The 17,330-nt window shown below is 31.9% G+C and carries 16 protein-coding genes and 1 pseudogene; 4 read left to right on the top strand and 13 right to left on the bottom strand.

The window, feature by feature from the left end; all coding sequences use genetic code 11:
* Positions 1-60: 60 nt before the first annotated feature.
* Positions 61-363 (top strand): annotated as a pseudogene (locus AC2D8K_RS05845) (YolD-like family protein); the annotation flags it as partial.
* An 80-nt stretch (positions 364-443) separates the two neighbouring features.
* Here the strand turns inward: AC2D8K_RS05845 and AC2D8K_RS05840 are convergent.
* Positions 444-614 carry a hypothetical protein gene (locus AC2D8K_RS05840; RefSeq protein ID WP_002452240.1) on the bottom strand — a complete coding sequence of 57 codons (171 nt, stop codon included), beginning with the start codon at positions 612-614 and terminating at the stop codon, positions 444-446.
* Positions 615-1,001: 387 nt separating this feature from the next.
* Here AC2D8K_RS05840 and AC2D8K_RS05835 point away from each other — a divergent pair, with 387 nt between their 5' ends.
* Positions 1,002-2,042 carry a C45 family autoproteolytic acyltransferase/hydrolase gene (locus AC2D8K_RS05835; protein WP_002452239.1) on the top strand — a complete coding sequence of 347 codons (1,041 nt, stop codon included), beginning with the start codon at positions 1,002-1,004 and terminating at the stop codon, positions 2,040-2,042.
* A gap of 54 nt (positions 2,043-2,096) precedes the next feature.
* On the opposite strand, the gene AC2D8K_RS05830 is transcribed toward AC2D8K_RS05835, so the two are convergent.
* From AC2D8K_RS05830 to AC2D8K_RS05820, 3 genes are all read right to left on the bottom strand, one after another.
* Positions 2,097-2,939 (bottom strand): DUF4097 family beta strand repeat-containing protein, encoded by an 843-nt coding sequence (locus AC2D8K_RS05830; protein ID WP_037552621.1) that lies wholly within the window; start codon positions 2,937-2,939, stop codon positions 2,097-2,099.
* The gene (locus tag AC2D8K_RS05825; protein WP_002452237.1) at positions 2,936-3,493 is read right to left on the bottom strand and encodes an HAAS signaling domain-containing protein; all 558 of its coding nucleotides are present in this window, start codon (positions 3,491-3,493) and stop codon (positions 2,936-2,938) included. Before AC2D8K_RS05825 ends, AC2D8K_RS05830 begins: the two co-directional genes overlap by 4 nt.
* Positions 3,494-3,556: 63 nt before the next feature.
* Positions 3,557-4,042: a hypothetical protein gene (locus AC2D8K_RS05820; protein WP_002452236.1), complete on the bottom strand. Its 486-nt coding sequence runs from the start codon at positions 4,040-4,042 to the stop codon at positions 3,557-3,559.
* A gap of 166 nt (positions 4,043-4,208) precedes the next feature.
* Here AC2D8K_RS05820 and AC2D8K_RS05815 point away from each other — a divergent pair, with 166 nt between their 5' ends.
* Positions 4,209-4,772: a thioredoxin family protein gene (locus tag AC2D8K_RS05815; RefSeq protein ID WP_002452235.1), complete on the top strand. Its 564-nt coding sequence runs from the start codon at positions 4,209-4,211 to the stop codon at positions 4,770-4,772.
* A gap of 132 nt (positions 4,773-4,904) precedes the next feature.
* On the opposite strand, the gene pmtD is transcribed toward AC2D8K_RS05815, so the two are convergent.
* The 7 genes from pmtD to AC2D8K_RS05780 form a co-directional block, all read right to left on the bottom strand.
* A complete protein-coding gene (gene pmtD, locus AC2D8K_RS05810; protein WP_002452234.1) occupies positions 4,905-5,639 on the bottom strand; it encodes a phenol-soluble modulin export ABC transporter permease subunit PmtD in 735 nt (244 codons plus the stop codon).
* Positions 5,639-6,511, bottom strand: coding sequence for a phenol-soluble modulin export ABC transporter ATP-binding protein PmtC (gene pmtC / locus AC2D8K_RS05805; protein WP_484698204.1), 873 nt, complete (start codon positions 6,509-6,511; stop codon positions 5,639-5,641). The genes pmtD and pmtC overlap by 1 nt, the downstream gene beginning before the upstream one ends.
* A 12-nt stretch (positions 6,512-6,523) precedes the next feature.
* On the bottom strand, positions 6,524-7,195 hold the full coding sequence (gene pmtB / locus AC2D8K_RS05800) for a phenol-soluble modulin export ABC transporter permease subunit PmtB (protein ID WP_002452232.1): 672 nt from the start codon (positions 7,193-7,195) through the stop codon (positions 6,524-6,526).
* A complete protein-coding gene (gene pmtA, locus AC2D8K_RS05795) occupies positions 7,192-8,091 on the bottom strand; it encodes a phenol-soluble modulin export ABC transporter ATP-binding protein PmtA (protein ID WP_002452231.1) in 900 nt (299 codons plus the stop codon). The genes pmtB and pmtA overlap by 4 nt, the downstream gene beginning before the upstream one ends.
* Positions 8,091-8,468 (bottom strand): PSM export ABC transporter transcriptional regulator PmtR, encoded by a 378-nt coding sequence (gene pmtR / locus AC2D8K_RS05790; protein ID WP_002452230.1) that lies wholly within the window; start codon positions 8,466-8,468, stop codon positions 8,091-8,093. The genes pmtA and pmtR overlap by 1 nt, the downstream gene beginning before the upstream one ends.
* 184 nt (positions 8,469-8,652) lie before the next feature.
* Positions 8,653-8,835, bottom strand: a complete 183-nt coding sequence (locus AC2D8K_RS05785; RefSeq protein ID WP_002452229.1) for an SE1626 family protein — start codon at positions 8,833-8,835, stop codon at positions 8,653-8,655.
* Between the two features lie 179 nt (positions 8,836-9,014).
* Positions 9,015-9,110, bottom strand: coding sequence for a Trp-rich small protein (locus tag AC2D8K_RS05780; protein WP_100066986.1), 96 nt, complete (start codon positions 9,108-9,110; stop codon positions 9,015-9,017).
* Positions 9,111-9,309: 199 nt separating this feature from the next.
* Here AC2D8K_RS05780 and AC2D8K_RS05775 point away from each other — a divergent pair, with 199 nt between their 5' ends.
* On the top strand, positions 9,310-10,596 hold the full coding sequence (locus AC2D8K_RS05775) for an aminotransferase class I/II-fold pyridoxal phosphate-dependent enzyme (protein WP_484698201.1): 1,287 nt from the start codon (positions 9,310-9,312) through the stop codon (positions 10,594-10,596).
* Positions 10,597-10,664: 68 nt separating this feature from the next.
* On the opposite strand, the gene AC2D8K_RS05770 is transcribed toward AC2D8K_RS05775, so the two are convergent.
* The gene (locus AC2D8K_RS05770; RefSeq protein WP_002452227.1) at positions 10,665-10,973 is read right to left on the bottom strand and encodes a hypothetical protein; all 309 of its coding nucleotides are present in this window, start codon (positions 10,971-10,973) and stop codon (positions 10,665-10,667) included.
* Between the two features lie 70 nt (positions 10,974-11,043).
* A complete protein-coding gene (locus tag AC2D8K_RS05765) occupies positions 11,044-17,295 on the bottom strand; it encodes a SasC/FmtB family protein (protein WP_484698199.1) in 6,252 nt (2,083 codons plus the stop codon).
* Positions 17,296-17,330: the final 35 nt, after the last annotated feature.

Genomic DNA, 17,330 nt, shown 5'->3' with positions numbered 1-17,330 from the left:
TCTCGCAATATTTTTATACATATTATACAAATTAAACTCTAAAATTATTAATACATATAACCATTTGCTACCTTACCTGAACAATTTGAAACGATTCATCAATATATCATAGATCAAAATAAGGTTGATCGCCCTGTACTTTCTGATGATCAATTATCTGATTTGAATTTTCGTTTACATCAGTCCTTGCAGTTAAATCAGCCAGTAGTTGTACAGTATTATGATGACGGATACTTTAAATCTATCGAACTTAATATTGAACGTATTGATGCTATAACTTTTGAAGTTGAAGGCTATCCATCTCATTCTTCTGATAAATTCAAACTTTCTTTATTAGACATCGTGCGTATTTCCCCTACTTAATTTCTTTTCAAACTCAAGCAAATAAAAAAGCCACTGATGACAATTTCATCAGTGACGCTTTCATTAATTTAATCTTTAAATTAATTATTATTTTCGATATCTGAAACGATTTCTTTAGTTTTTCTTTCGATATCTTCAAAGTCTTTTTTGAAAATATAAGCAAATGCAACTACACCTACACCTACAACAACTATAGTGATAGCTACTAAACTAAATACAAATTTAAATAAACCTTTAATAAAGTTCCACATTAAAATTCACCTCTATATTTTATATGCATATCTACAATACATTATGATAGCATATTTATCGTTATCAATAAATACATACCCTTTTTACTATTTTTATAAGCTCTCTTTATAAAAATTTTTATGATAAGATATACCTATAAAAAAAGACGACTGATTTATTCATCAGCCGTCAGTGCAATATTATAATTATTTATGCCACCAATTATAAATTGCGCCTTTTATATAATCATATTTGCTACGCATGATATCACCCCAAAATAAATTATTTCTCAATGCTATCAGTAACTAATTACAATTTTATTATATATATAATTACATAAAATAACAATTAATGTAACATTAACATTATATTACAAAGTGTGAATTTTGATTAAGGAGTACTTTCATATGCAAAACGTTCAATCTGAAATTATGAGCTATAGAGGTTCACATTATGATTTAGGCGTACAAACCGCCAAATGGTTAAAACAAACTGACCTCTTGAAAAACAGAGAAAAAGAATGGAAAAAGCGAATTCCTAGATTTGATATAGATATTAACGAAACACATTCTATTTTTCAAACATATGCACCTAAAATTTGGGAAGAACTCATGGGTATGCAGGATGTATTAAAGTTACCAACACGTCAAATGATTTTAAACTTTGCACATTATCGTTTTACTGATTTAAAAGAGAGTGGTTGTACCGTATTTAACGGGGCGGATTATTTAGTAAGAAATTATGATTATCATCCTGCTACTTATGATGGCAGATATTTATTATACCAACCAAATGATGGCGGATTAGCACAAATTGGTCCAACATCAAGAGTAACTGGACGTATGGACGGTATGAATGAAGCTGGTTTAGTAATGGCATATAATTTTATGCATCGTAAAAAACCAGCAAATGGATTCGTTTGTTATATGGTAGGTAGATTAATATTAGAACTCTGTAAAAATGTCGACGAAGCGATTCAACTGTTAAAAGAGATACCACACCGTAGTTCTTTTAGTTATATTTTAATGGACCAATCTTTAAATCATGCCATCGTAGAAATTACACCACGAGATATCAATGTTAGATATGATACTATTTGTACAAATCATTTTGAATTACTAACGCATGAAAATAGAAATTATACTAAAGAATCTAAAGAACGATTAGCACGCGTCATTAATCAAACACATACACAACTTGATAAGCATCAAGCATTCAAATTATTTAATGATCCACAATACGACATATATAGCAAACTTTTCAACAGTTGGTCTGGTACCATTCATACATCGATGTACGAACCACAATCACTTACGGCATGGATGTCTTTAGGTGAGAATCAGATACCTTCAAGTATAGATTTTAATGCTTGGCTTAAAGTCGAAGAGCTCACGCAAAGAACATTTGAAGGCGTCATTGATACAGATTTAACTTTTGCCACACATTAAAAAAGTACAAAACGAGAACAATTAAACTTGTCTCGTTTTGTACTTTATCTTCCTTTATTTTATAACTATATCCCCATCAACTGTATAGAATTCAAGAATATTGTCACTCTTACCTACTTTACTTTCATGAAAGTGTTTATTCTCAATTAAAGCCTTTCCTTTACCTGGTTGTAATTTCAACAAAGTATTTTCTGGTTTATCTTTATAAGAATAATGAATATCACCTTTTTTAGTAGAAGCCTTGATATCGCTTCTTGGTGACATGCTATTAAAATAAATATCTCCTTCTCCTAATAGAAAAATAGAATCGCAAATATTACTATCATAAACATTTATAAACCCACTATTTAGATTTACATTATTATTTTTAAAAGTAGATTTTTTAATTAAAAATTGTGCGCTATTAGCCTTAATATCTGAATCATTAACATTTAGATTTTTTAATTTCACATAACAATTGGTACTCAGTAAATTTAAATGATTAGTAGTAATATTATCTACGTTCAAATGACCACCTTTAGATACATAAGAAAAAGCATTTAATTTTCCATTTGGCACTTCGATAACAATCTGATTGTCATCTTTTCTAAACGGATTTAAATTAATAGCGTAGCCTCTATCAACATTTTTCACTTCTGAAATTTTCAGTGTTTTATTCTTGTTAACTAAGTTTACTTTATTATCCCCATTATATTTCACTTTAAATTTAGAGCCTTTAACCACCTTAACATTAGTATATTCTGTGTTTATTGATATATTTTTAAAATTAGAGTTAGGATAGGATTTATTAATTTTCGTTTCTTCATAATTCTGTTTTTCAAAGGTGAACCAGCAAACTGTAGCACCTATAAAGAAAACAAGAAAAATGATAAGACCTGAAAACATTATCTTTCTCATCTTCGAACGCTTCCTTTAACTGTTTTAATATACCATCTCAAATATTTTAGAATGAGTCTATATATCGTTTCTAATACTTTAAATGTTATAACAATCAACATTAATCCGAGTCCTGTATATGCTATTGAAAAAAGAATATTACTTACTGAATCATGTATACCTTTATATAAAGACGATAAGACTAAAATTAAAGGTGCACAAATTAATAACACGGAAACAATAAACAAAATAACGAATATCATACATATGAAAAACACTGGAATTAATACTAAAAATACTGATAGCAAACCTAAACTTAATGAAGCCGTAACAGCTCGTAACGTATTATGAAATGTTGGTTTATATTCAGCATATTCAATCGCGCTATGCGCTTTGACCTGTTTAGCTATATCATTAGGCTCTTTTAACGCTTTAACTATTTCCGCTTCAGATTTACCTTTCAGTTCCTCTTCATAAAAGTAATGTTCATAATCATACATTTTTTTATCTTTTTCTTTACGAGGTAGTTCGTCTAATGAGACTTCTAATTCATTCAAAAATGTAATTTTATCCATAGTATTGTCACTCTTTCTATCTATTTTTTCAATTAGTTGCAATACTAATGTTCAACTATTTAGTTACTTACTAAAGAATTCAATCCGCTTCACGATATCATCTTTATATAAAATACTTAATTTCATATGATGTTCACGATCTCGATAAGTTATTGATTGATAGTTCTTACCTATTTTACTTTTTTGATAATTACTACCTAAATCATTAATAACTTCATCAATATGACTCCCAATTCTAACACCAAAATTTGTATGTATCTCTTTATCTTTAACAAGTACAATGCCTTTAACAACGTGTTTCTTTTTATGTACTTTAACTGTTAAATCATCATACTTTTTATGATTATAAAATGTGTAACGATCTACTTTAATATTTTTATTTACATTAAAATCCTTTTTATGAAATTGTTCATTTAAATGTATCCCATTTATTGATGCACTTGATAAATCAACGGTTTTTATATTTTTATAAAATGAAAGACCTATCAGAAGTAAAATGGCTAATATTAAGAATAGCGTACTAATTATCCATCGATTCTGTATGCGCAAAGATGTTCACCACTTTCAACTTATTATAATAAATATAGCATAAGGTGTATTTAGTTTCATCTCACGGTAGGTATTTGCTAAAATGAGAGAATTTTTAAAATATTTTAATTTATTTACATTATGAAAATTGGTATAATATATAAAATGATTAAAGGAGGTTTTTTCGATGACCAATTTAGAAACATATTTTAAAAACAGTCAAGACATCGGACCTTATATTGAGCAGATGCAAGACAATAAAGACAATCTCGTTTCAATTTATGATTCCTTTAAGTTACCTGAAGATGATGAAAGATTACAGAAATTAAAATCATCTAACTATTCTAAAGTATTGGTAATTACCGAAGACTGGTGTGGCGATGCCATGATGAATCTTCCAATACTTAAACATATTGCTGAAGCCCTAGAATTAGAAGTCAAAGTGTTCCATAGAGATGATGATACACATCTTATAGACCAATATTTAACAAATGGAAAATCACGTTCAATTCCTATTTTTGTATTTTTAAATGATAATTATGAACAAGAAACAGTTTGGGGTCCACGTGCTAAAGAAGTTCAATCATTTGTTACGAATTTATGTGAAGATACTTTACCAAGTAAAGATCACCCGGATTATGAAGATAAAGTTAAAGAAACACATTTAATTATTTCAAATCGATATAAAACAGATTCCACATTCTGGAAAGCAGTTTACAATTCAATTATTGATCAAATGCTTTATAAATAACACCTATATATAACGAAGCTATTTGAGTAAGATAGCTTCGTTTTCTTTTGAAATCTCCCGTTTTAACGCCTTATTCTCTCTTAAATTAAAATATTAAAAACCGGGACTATCAAGCCCCGGTAATCACTTATTCTAAATATCTCTTTTAGCTGCATATAATACATTAACAATAAATAGCACTACGATTGATGCTATAGAAATAAACCATTGCCAATGTGTAAATGAAACATCGGACTCAGTCATTTTTTGAGTTAAATATGTGAATGGAATGTATTTAAATGACTTATGAATGTCATCACCGATGTTTGGAATTAAACCTACTAGCGGTTGGATAAATGGCACAATTAATAATAAGAAAATGCCTAACGTAAATATAACAGCTGGTTTTTCAACTGCTAATGTAATTAAAAATAAAAATAATCCAAAGAATAGGAAAAAGATAAGATAGAACCAAATGTTAGTTAAAAAGTTATCTCCGTCAATACTTTTACCTTTAGTTGTAGATTCAATTACAATAATCACTATATATTGAACAAGTGTAAATAAAAATGAAATTAGAATCATTGAAATTGTTTTAGCAACAATATAGCCAATTCTACTACTCATTTTGTTCATATATAATTGAATTGTTCCTTGTGAGTAATCTCGAGTAATTGTTTTGATAATAAATAATAAACCTGCAAATAAGAATAACCAATTCGCCATGATAAATACCATTGTATAGTCCACTTTGTGTCCAGGACTATAATTTGCCATCATGACAGCTTGAAAGACAGTTAAACCAATGACAAGTATAAACGCAATGTACGTGAGCGGACTTTTAAAAATACTAATTAAATCATGTTTTACTAATTGTAAAGATCTCATTATTTATCACCTCTTTGATTAATATTAAAGTAAGTATCACGTAATGAACTTTTACGTGTTTCAATATATTTAGGATAAATATTGAGTTTTGCTAATGCTTCAAGTACATCTTTATAATTTTTTTGCGCTTTGATTATGATTTCTCCATTTTCTTTATTAGACTGTTGAACATGGAATTTTTCTGTTAACATTTCTAATGCATTTTGATAGTCTTCTGTATCGATTGAAATAATCGTACTATCTTTTGGTCCACCATCTTTCATATTGACATCTTGTACGAATGTACCATCTCTTAAGAATACAGCTCTATCACAAATGAGTTCAATGTCCTCTAATTTATGACTAGAAATCAATATTTTCATTTCTAACTGTTTAATCAATGATTGAATCGTCTTCAATACGTCAATCGAACCATCTGGATCCATACCATTTGTAGGTTCATCTAAAATAAGGTATTTTGGTTTATTCATTAATGAAACTGCTATAGCTAATTTTTGCTTCATACCCATTGAATATTTTTTCACTTTTTTCTTGATATAAGGTCTCATACCGAATGCATCAATGATGTGATCCGCATATTCTTTATCGAATCCTTTACCTAATACTTGTGCAAATAATTTTAAATTATATAAACCTGTTTTATTATCATATAGTTTAGGATGCTCAATTAAATAACCAACATTTTCATTATTAGGTAAATTAACTTTCCCCTCATAATTAATAATATTCCCATTCATTACTTTCATTAGTGTTGTTTTACCTACACCATTTTTACCGATTAATCCTACGATTTGACTGTTTCCAAAATCAAAATCAATATGATCTATAACAGTATTTTGGCCATATTTTTTTGTTATTTGTTCTAACTTCATTGTAGACCTCCTTTAAAGTGTATGTTTCTTAATTTTATTTAGTTGTAAAACGTAATTAATGATTAAAACTATAATACTTAATAGTACAAATCCATAATTTAAAAAATAAGAGTAAAATTGTGGAATTTGACTATGATTTAAAAATATATAATTAATTAAAATCAAGGTGACGGATAATAGAAATGGTAATGCGAACATAATCAAAATGATATAAGCAATATATGATACTCCCTCAGTTTTATACTCAGTACTTTTTCTAAAAGCTACTGGTATCGATAAGAAGTTCGCTACAATATAGGCATATGTAGTTGAGAAATATATTGCATTGGTTTGAATAGAATCTGATTCATAACCGTATAAAGTAATCACAATTGCACCAAATAAAGTAAAGAAGATACATGTTAAATAATTGGCGTTTAACATATCCTTCTTGGATACTGGTAAACTTCCAAAAAATAAGTTTGATCGATTCCCACCTAATCGTCGATGAAATCTAAACAAATGACCAGCATCGAGTATAGACATTATCATTAAAATTAATCCAAGCGGTATTGCCATAACAGAATTCATGAGCGGATTAGGTTTCATTATGAAGCTATATATTGGATAAAATACAATCAATGCTATATACAAAATAAGAGTCCAGTATCTTAATTTAATATTTCTAATTAATAATTGCTTCATTTTTTATCCTCACTTTCTAAAGTAAGGGGCTCATATGATTTACTCTTAAATTTTTCTAAATAAATCATTAATTCTTCTATACTCGGATTTTGAACTTCAATATCATTTCCGAATATTTCTTTAAATGTTTGTGCATGTCGTGTTAAAGCTGTATATCCAGTTTTCCTAGTTTCTCTGTAGATTAATAATTCTTCCAATTCTTCATCTAAATCATTATGATTACCTTTAATAATTTGAAATTTACTCATTAACGATTCAATTGAATCATTTAATATCATTTCACCGTCTCTGATATATACTAAATAATCAGCAATCTTTTCCAAATCTGAAATAATATGTGTAGAAATGAAAACTGTCTTATCTTCATCAATTAGTTCTTGTTGAATAATTTCTAATACTTCATTTCTTACAATTGGGTCCAAACCCGAAGTAGGCTCATCCAAAATAAATAACTCAGCATGATGGCTAAATGCAATAGCCAGTGACAATTTCATCTTCATACCATTAGAAAATTGATTGATTTTCTGATTATACGGTAAATCAAATCTTCTTAAATAATCATTAAACAAATCACTATCCCAATCTTGATAAAAAGGAGAAATGATATTTTCTAACTTTTTTATAGTCCATTTTTCATTAAAGTATGTTTCTGAATAAACAAAGCCTATTTTATTTTTTATCTTAATAGGATTCGTTAACATACTGTCACCTAAAATTGAAATGCTTCCACTATCGTATTGTAATAAATCCATAATTAATCGTATGACTGTCGTTTTCCCTGCACCATTAGCACCAATAAATCCTGTAACAAATCCTTGAGGCACATTGAATGATACGTCCTTCAATTTAAAGTTCCGTCTAGAATAATTAACATGGTTCAATTCTATAGCATTCATTATTCTTCCTCCTCATAAATTAAGGAAAGAATTTCTTGTAGTTCTTCTAAAGACATCCCAATTGTCTTTGCTTCTTTCGTCATTGATTTTGCTAAATTTTCAATCACAAAGAACTGCTTTTCCTTTAGAATTGAGTTATCCTGTTCTTTCACAAACGTTCCCTTGCCTCTAATCGTAGTAACAAAACCATCTTTTTCCAAATCTTCATATGCGCGTTTGGTTGTAATTAAACTAACTTGTAAGTCTTTTGCTAATTCACGCATAGATGGTAAATGTTCACCAGAAGAAACGTATCCTTTCAAAATGTTCTCTTTAATTTGTTGTTTGATTTGTTCATAAATGGGATATTCACTGGTGTTCTTCAAAATAATTTTCATTGATGTCCCCCTTTTTTCTGTATATAATCAATATACACACTATATACAAATTTGTAAAGTATATATATGATTCTCCTTTATACATATGGTTGGACGATAACAAATTATATATAAACAATATATACAGATTAAAAAAACAGCATGTAAACTACACACTGTTTCCAACAATTCATTTCTATATTGATTACTTTTTATGATTATTTTTACGTCGATCATTATTTCTACTTATAAATGCGCATATTATGAACATAATAGCAGCAAGCAGTAATTTTATTCCTGAAGATTCATTTCCTGTAGCTTGCAAATAATAACCTATAATGAATAATATGATTGCTAACACTACAAATATTTTAGTCATATGCTTCATTGAATTCACCTCATTATTTTAAATTATATCAAACTATCAGTTTTTACTAAAATTCATTCAAACGTTATATTGATTGCGATATATATATCGCGATGTTACTATATAATTGTATCCACAAATTATACTACACAACCCCAAGTCTGGTACCAGCAGGCTTGGGGTATTTTGTGTATGGTCATCTATTTATCTTTCCAATTAATTTCTAACCAAACTCGAAAGATAACAAGTAGGCCACCTGTTAATAAAGTTATAATTCCATCTTGCCACCACGTCATTATACTACACCTCCCAAATGCAAAGTGTCATAAATGTCGATGACCTATACTTATCTTAACATAAAACAGAACACATGTTCGTATATTTTGCTGAATAATTAATATTAATTAAATCTTTAATAACAATACTTTATCTTTGGACAATTTCAAGATACTATAAGGATAATGACTTTAATTTAAAAAAGAGAGGTTATTCAATATGAACCCATTAGCCCAAAATTTAAACGAACAACTAAAACAGTCAAATCCTGAAATCTTTTCTATGCTTTCAGATTTAGGGCAAAATATGTTTTATCCAAAAGGTATTCTTTCTCAATCTGCTGAAGCAAAGAGCACAAAGTATAATGCAACAATTGGTATGGCAACCAATGACAACGGTAAAATGTATGCCAATGCTCTAAATCAAATGTTTAATGAACTGTCACCAGATGAAATCTTCCCATATGCACCACCTCAAGGTATTGAAGAATTGCGTGATTTATGGCAAGAAAAAATGTTAAAAGATAATCCTGATTTAACTAAAGAGGTCATGACAAGACCCATTGTTACCAATGCACTTACGCATGGACTTTCACTTGTAGCCGACCTATTCATCAATTCAGGTGATACTATTTTATTACCAGAGCATAACTGGGGAAACTATAAATTAGTATTTAACACACGACACAATGCAAACATCGACACATATCCAATCTTTGATGAAAATGGTCACTATACTACGAAATCTTTAGTTAAATCTTTAGAAGCTTATAATAAAGATAAAGTCGTAATGATTCTTAATTATCCGAATAACCCTACTGGTTACACACCTAATAATGAAGAGGTACAAACCATTGTCAATGCAATTAAATCATTAGCAGAAAAAGGAACACAGGTGGTAGCTGTGATTGACGATGCGTACTATGGATTGTTTTACGAAGATGTCTATACTCAATCTTTATTCACTGCATTAACAAATATTCAATCTAAAAATGTACTTCCAGTGAGATTAGATGGTGCAACTAAAGAATTCTTTGCATGGGGATTCCGTGTAGGATTTATTACATTTGGTGTAGAAGACGCATCTACTAAAGATGTATTAGAAGCCAAAACTAAAGGATTAATACGTAGCAATATTTCAAGTGGCCCACTACCATCTCAAAGTGCTGTTAAACATGTACTTAAAAATAATGTTCAATTTAATAAAGAAATTGAACAAAATATAACGACATTACGAGAACGATATGAAGTAACAAAAACAGTCGTATATGCGGATCAATATCAATCTTATTGGCAAGCATATGATTTTAATTCTGGTTACTTTATGGCAATTAAAGTTAAAGATGTAAATCCTGAAACATTACGTCAACATTTAATTGAGAAATATTCAATTGGTGTCATCGCATTAAATGAAACTGATATTAGAATCGCATTTAGTTGTGTAGAAAAAGATGATATTCCACATGTATTTGATTCAATCGCAAAAGCAATTGATGATTTGAGATAATATAACAAAAAGGTTAGACCACAAATTGAGTTGGTCTAACCTTTTTTCATCTTATTCAATAAATATATCTAGATAAAAAACAATAAAATAAATCCTACAATTGCTAATGAAAATGGTCCATAAGCTTTTAAGTTATCTTTAATTTTTAATCCTATAAAACCATCTATTAATTGGACTAAAGCCATTAAAAATGTCATAGCAAATAAAAATAGATGATTTATAAAGAATAGTGTTGCGACGCACAATAATGCAATTGAAAAACTTCTAGCAAACGCATAAAGTGCATTCACTTGTTTAGTTTTAATGCATGCATCGACAGCATAAAATAAACTTACTAACGAACTAATACATGTAAATATTGCGATAACAAAATACATAATAACTCCTCAAATTCTCTATTTTATAGTCAACATGTTATTAATATAATTTATTATATACTCTTTTAAGCTATAAGTCTTTTCTTTTCAATTTTAATTTACAAAGTATGAATCCCAATAGCAGTAAAACAATACTAGTGTTTCCTTTTTCATTCGTTTGTTTCTTTCCTGTATTTGGTAATTCTATTTTGTCTTTTTGTATCTCTTTCTTAATTACATAATGTGTTTTTACATTTTCAATTTCACTTTCATTAAGTAATTTTTCTTGTTTATTATTATACAAATCATACACTGTTCCTTTAAATTTCGGAATTATAAAATGAATACTTTCACTTTCATCACTATTACTAAATGTACTACTTACTAACAATTCTTTATAATTTTGGACTATTTGATAATCAATGGTAACTATACCAGTTTCACTATCTATTTGAATCCCACTTATTTTGTGATTAAGGTTCCATTGATCATCAGCTTTTGTCGCAATAATTTCAATATTACTATTATGGGATGAACTTATAAATTGTATTCTCATTTTATCTGTTTTCCCATTTGGTTTAATAGAAATTGAACCTTTCTCTTTATCCCATATAATTATAGGTGGCATAGGTTTACTTTGTTTCACAGGAACATTAGCAACAATTTTTTCACTCGGATCACTGTTACCGAGGGTTTCACTTGCTACGACTTCACTGCCATTTTGAACACCTTGATAGCCCACTGTTAATGCGCCGTTTGCGGTGTCTATACTAATACCTACAGGCTTTTCATTTAACGCCCACTGATTGCCTATTTTTGTAGCTATGACAACTTTCGGATCGCCATTAGGATCTACATAATGGACTATCATCTTATCCGCATTACCTTGTGGTGTTACTGTTACACTAGCGTTCGCTTCATTTGATGTATTGACTGGCGCCATCGGTGTTGCTTCTTTTACAGGGACATTCGCTCTAGTTTCGGTACTTACATCACTATTACCGTGACTCTCATTTGCTGTGACTTCGCTACCATTTTGAACACCTTGATAGCCTACTGTCACTGCTCCACTTGTATTGTCTATACTGATGCCTGTTGGTGTTTCATTTAATGTCCATTGATTGCCTACTTTTGTGGCAATCACTTCTTTCGCATCTCCGTTTGGCGCGACATAGTGTACTGTCATCTTATCTGAACCACCTTGTGGTGTTACCGTTACACTCGCATTTGCTTCATCTGATATAATGACTGGCGCCATCGGCGTCGCTTCTTTCACAGGGACATTCACTCTAGACTCTGTACTTGCGTCACTATTTCCATGCGTTTCACTCGCACTGACTTCACTACCATTTTGAATACCATGGTAACTGACTGTCACTGCTCCACTTGTATTATCTATACTGATGCCTGTTGGTGTTTCATTTAATGTCCATTGCGTTCCAACTTTAGTTGCAATAACCTCTTTTGGATCTCCGTTTGGCGCGACATAGTGTATCGTCATCTTATCTGCATCACCTTGTGGTGTTACTGTTACGCTCGCATTTGTTTCATCTGATGTAATGATTGGCGCCGTTGGCGTCGCTTCTTTCACAGGGACATTCGCTCGTGATTCTAAACTTGTATCACTATTCCCATGTTTCTCACTTGCGCTGACTTCACTTCCATTTTGAACACCTTGGTAATTCACTGTCACCGCTCCATTTGTATTATCTATACTGATACCTACTGGTGTTTCATTTAATGTCCACTGATTGCCTACTTTTGTCGCAATTACTTCTTTCGCATCGCCATTCGGTGCTACATAGTGCACTGTCATTTTATCTACATCACCTTGCGGTGTTACTGTTACACTCGCATTTGTTTCATCTGATGTAATGATTGGCGCCGTTGGCGTTGCTTCTTTCACAGGGACATTTGCTCTCGCTTCTGCACTTGCATCACTATTACCGTGACTTTCATTTGCTGTGACTTCGCTACCATTTTGAACACCTTGATAGCCTACTGTCACTGCACCACTTGTATTGTCTATACTGATGCCTGTTGGTGTTTCATTTAATGTCCATTGCGTTCCAACTTTAGTTGCAATAACCTCTTTTGGATCTCCGTTTGGCGCGACATAGTGTACTGTCATCTTATCTGAACCACCTTGCGGTGTTACTGTTACACTTGCATTTGTTTCATCTGATGTAATGACTGGCGCCGTTGGCGTTGCTTCTTTCACAGGGACATTCGCTCTAGACTCTGTACTTGCGTCACTATTTCCATGCGTTTCACTTGCACTGACTTCGCTACCATTTTGAACACCTTGGTGATTGATTGTTACCGCACCATTTGTATTATCTATACTAATACCTGTTGGCGTTTCATTTAATGCCCATTGACCTCCTGTTTTTGTCGCAATCACTTCTTTTGGATCGCCATAGTGCACTATCATTTTATCTGCATCACCTTGCGGTGTTACTGTTACACTTGCATTTGCTTCATCTGATGTAATGGTTGGTGCCATCGGTGTCGCTTCTTTTACAGGGACATTCGCTCTCGACTCTGTACTTGCGTCACTATTTCCATGTGTCTCACTCGCACTGACTTCGCTACCATTTTGAACACCTTGATAGCCCACTGTCACCGCACCATTTGTATTATCTATACTAATACCTGTTGGCGTTTCATTTAATGCCCATTGACCTCCTGTTTTTGTCGCAATTACTTCTTTCGCATCTCCGTTTGGCGCGACATAGTGTACTGTCATCTTATCTGAATCACCTTGTGGTGTTACTGTTACACTCGCATTTGCTTCATCTGGTGTAATCACTGGCGCCGTTGGCGTTGTTTCTTTTACAGGGACATTCGCTCTCGCTTCTGCACTTGCATCACTATTACCGTGACTTTCATTTGCTGTGACTTCGCTACCATTTTGAACACCTTGATAGCCTACTGTCACTGCACCACTTGTATTGTCTATACTGATGCCTGTTGGTGTTTCATTTAATGTCCATTGCGTTCCAACTTTAGTTGCAATAACCTCTTTTGGATCTCCATTCGGTGCAACATAGTGTACTATCATTTTATCTGCATCACCTTGTGGTGTTACTGTTACACTCGCATTCGCTTCATCTGATGTAATGACTGGCGCCGTTGGCGTTGCTTCTTTTAATGGTACATTTACTCTAGCTTCTGCACTTGCATCACTATTACCGTGACTTTCATTAGCTGTGACTTCACTTCCATTTTGAATACCTTGGTATCCTACTGTCACCGCTCCACTTGTATTATCTATACTGATACCTATTGGTGTTTCATTTAATGTCCATTGATTGCCTGTTTTTGTCGCAATCACTTCTTTTGGATCGCCGTTTTGTGCAACATAGTGCACTATCATTTTATCTGCATCACCTTGTGGTGTTAACGTTACACTTGCATTTGCTTCATCTGATGTAATGACTGGCGCCGTTGGCGTCGCTTCTTTTACAGGGACATTCTCTCTAGCTTCTGCACTTGCATCACTATTACCGTGACTTTCATTTGCTGTGACTTCGCTACCATTTTGAACACCTTGGTATCCTACTGTCACTGCACCGCTTGTATTATCAATACTAATACCTGTTGGTGTTTCATTTAATGTCCACTGATTGCCTACTTTTGTGGCGATCACTTCTTTCGCATCTCCGTTCGGCGCGACATAATGTACTGTCATTTTATCTACATCACCTTGTGGTGTTAACGTTACACTTGCATTTGCTTCATCTGATGTAATGACTGGCGCCGTTGGCGTCGCTTCTTTTAATGGTACATTCGCTCGTGATTCTGCACTTGTATCACTATTACCATATTTCTCTGTAGCAATAACCTCGCTACCATTTTGAACAGCTTGATATCCTACTGTCACCACGCCACTTGTATTATCTATACTGATACCTTTAGGGCTTTCATTTAATGCCCATTGATCTCCTGTTTTTGTCGCAATTACTTCTTTCGCATCTCCGTTTGGTGCGACATAGTGTACTATCATCTTATCTGCATCACCTTGTGGTGTTACCGTTACACTCGCATTTGTTTCATTAGGCGTTATCGTTGGAGCTAATGGTGTATCTTGTTTTAAAGGAACATTTTTTCTTACTTCATCACTCGAGTCACTATTCCCGCTTGTATCATATGCGGAAACTTCACTCCCGTTTTGGACACCTTGATAATTGACTGTCACTGAACCGTTTGTATTATCTATACTAAAACCTGTCGGTGTTTCATTTAATGTCCATTGATCTCCTGCTTTTGTTGCGACAACTTCTTTTGGATCTCCATTTGGTCCAACATATTGCACTGTCATTTTATCAGTGTCTCCTTGTGGAGTAACTGTTAAGCTTGCATTTTCTTCATTAGTTGTCATTACAGGTATTGAAGGTGTAAGGCGCTTAAGTTTGGTTTTTTCATGTTCTATTTGAGTAGTAATTTGATTGATAAAATCTTGGTTTTTTCTATCTGCCATTGGCACATTATTATTGGCTTCATCTAAAATAGCTTTGGCTTCATTGATTGAATCCAAATATTGTTTCGTATCATTATATTTATTTCTTAAGTCTTCCTTATACATTAATATTGCAACTTGTTGTTGTTCTACTTTATCTATACCAGATTTTTGTCTATCATTTCCTCGGAATGACGCATCAGTTCTATAGGTTACATTTCCGTCTAAATCTACAATACTTGGTTTAACGGCAGGGAAATCAACAGTATACGTTATCGTCTTAGTAGTTCCAGCAGCTACTTTTCCAGCATTGAGTGTTAATAAACCCGTTGCCTCATTATAGTTCGTACTCGCATTTGTTGCAGAAACAAATTTTGTTCCTTGTGGTAACGTTACTCGATAAATGGTTTCATTTGAACTTGTGTGTCCTTTATTTTCAAGAATTACTGAAATTGTACCACGTGCATAATTAGAAGTTGATGAATCACTTGTAAAGTCGTAATTGATTTCAGTTACTCTAGATACAACATAAGCACCACTATTTACATTAACTCTACTAACAGAACCACCGTACATGTAATTTGGATTATCTCCAAAACCATAAGCACTATTTGTTTGGTTAGAGGTTAATGTGTACGAATTTGAAATTGGAATAAAGGATAACCTTACTCTATCAACATCACTTGGAACATTGACCATGAGATTCAGTTTTCCAGTTGGATATTTACCCATACCATTTATCTGTTTATCAAATAATACTCGATTACCGTCTGGTATTGTTATTTTAGCTTTTACACCTGGCCAAGCATTAATTGTTGCTAAAGCTGAAGATATAAAATCTACGACTAATTCTGAATTAGGTGCAACATCAATATCTTGATAAATACCGGCTACTCTAGGGTCAGGCACACGTCTGTCAAATCCATCTGTTGTTCTGGCTAATACGACGCCATAAGGTGCTGAACTATCACTCATAAATGTTGGATAATTTCTTACTTTAGTAGTCATTACTATAGGAAATTCTTTATCTGGATCTGTAGATAAACTCGTCCATCCAATGACATCTTTAACAACCGTTAGACTTGTTTTTTGATTTGGTAAATTTCCTCCAGAAACTTGATCAAAGTGTCCGTTAATCACACCGGTATTAGTTTCATTGTATTTTAAAGGGTCATTATTATTTTGATTTGGTACTGCCCTAAATGATGCACCTTCTGATTGTCGCACTACTTGAGAATGTTGATTATTACTTGATGGCTCTGTGTTTGTTGCAGGTATACCTTTATTACCATTTTGTTCTTTTGTAATTTGAACTTCATTGTTATTCTTTTTTCTTTTTAATTTAGCAGCACTGTTAATGAAATTTCTGTAATATCCGTCAATTTCTGCTTGAGTAGATTCTTTTTGTAAAAATTTTTCAGCATTAGTAATATCATAGTTAAATTCTTTTATTGATTCATCTGTCTTATCATTTAAATTTATTTTTTTATATTGTTGAATTAATTGTTTTAATTGCTCATTATTACCACTATTTGATTGTTCAGAAGTCACCTGCTTATTATCCATTACTGGCGTTGCTTCGTTGCTCGTATTATTTGGAGTTGTTTCGTTGTTTGTATTATTTGTAGTTGCGTTTAATATTTCAGTATTTTGGTTAAGCTTTTTCTCATCTTGCTTATCTTCAATCACTGTACTATTTGTATAGCTGTTATCTATTTCAGTAGGTTGATTGAATTCTGCTGCATTTGCCATGTTAGTATGTCCAAATATTAAATACAATGAAGCTACAGTAATACTAGTCACGCCATACCCTTTTAACTTTCTAATGGAAAAATAGTTTATTTTTTTATTTTCTTGGTTGTCTTTTCTAGGGTGTTTCAATTATGACTTCCTCCTTATTATTTAATTGTCAAAAT

This window comes from Staphylococcus sp. 510, assembly GCF_057219715.1.
This window is presented reverse-complemented; position numbering and strand designations above follow the sequence as displayed.

Bases quoted from the DNA above. Each gene is read 5' to 3' on its own strand.
- AC2D8K_RS05770 (WP_002452227.1), bottom strand. From the start codon at position 10,973: ATGTATTTTGTTATCGCAATATTTACATGTATTAGTTCGTTAGTAAGT.
- AC2D8K_RS05785 (WP_002452229.1), bottom strand. From the start codon at position 8,835: ATGAAGCATATGACTAAAATATTTGTAGTGTTAGCAATCATATTATTC.
- AC2D8K_RS05840 (WP_002452240.1), bottom strand. From the start codon at position 614: ATGTGGAACTTTATTAAAGGTTTATTTAAATTTGTATTTAGTTTAGTA.
- AC2D8K_RS05775 (WP_484698201.1), top strand. From the start codon at position 9,310: ATGAACCCATTAGCCCAAAATTTAAACGAACAACTAAAACAGTCAAAT.
- pmtC (WP_484698204.1), bottom strand. From the start codon at position 6,511: ATGAAGTTAGAACAAATAACAAAAAAATATGGCCAAAATACTGTTATA.
- pmtD (WP_002452234.1), bottom strand. From the start codon at position 5,639: ATGAGATCTTTACAATTAGTAAAACATGATTTAATTAGTATTTTTAAA.
- pmtB (WP_002452232.1), bottom strand. From the start codon at position 7,195: ATGAAGCAATTATTAATTAGAAATATTAAATTAAGATACTGGACTCTT.
- pmtA (WP_002452231.1), bottom strand. From the start codon at position 8,091: ATGAATGCTATAGAATTGAACCATGTTAATTATTCTAGACGGAACTTT.
- AC2D8K_RS05780 (WP_100066986.1), bottom strand. From the start codon at position 9,110: ATGACGTGGTGGCAAGATGGAATTATAACTTTATTAACAGGTGGCCTA.
- AC2D8K_RS05830 (WP_037552621.1), bottom strand. From the start codon at position 2,939: ATGAGAAAGATAATGTTTTCAGGTCTTATCATTTTTCTTGTTTTCTTT.
- AC2D8K_RS05825 (WP_002452237.1), bottom strand. From the start codon at position 3,493: ATGGATAAAATTACATTTTTGAATGAATTAGAAGTCTCATTAGACGAA.
- AC2D8K_RS05815 (WP_002452235.1), top strand. From the start codon at position 4,209: ATGACCAATTTAGAAACATATTTTAAAAACAGTCAAGACATCGGACCT.
- pmtR (WP_002452230.1), bottom strand. From the start codon at position 8,468: ATGAAAATTATTTTGAAGAACACCAGTGAATATCCCATTTATGAACAA.
- AC2D8K_RS05835 (WP_002452239.1), top strand. From the start codon at position 1,002: ATGCAAAACGTTCAATCTGAAATTATGAGCTATAGAGGTTCACATTAT.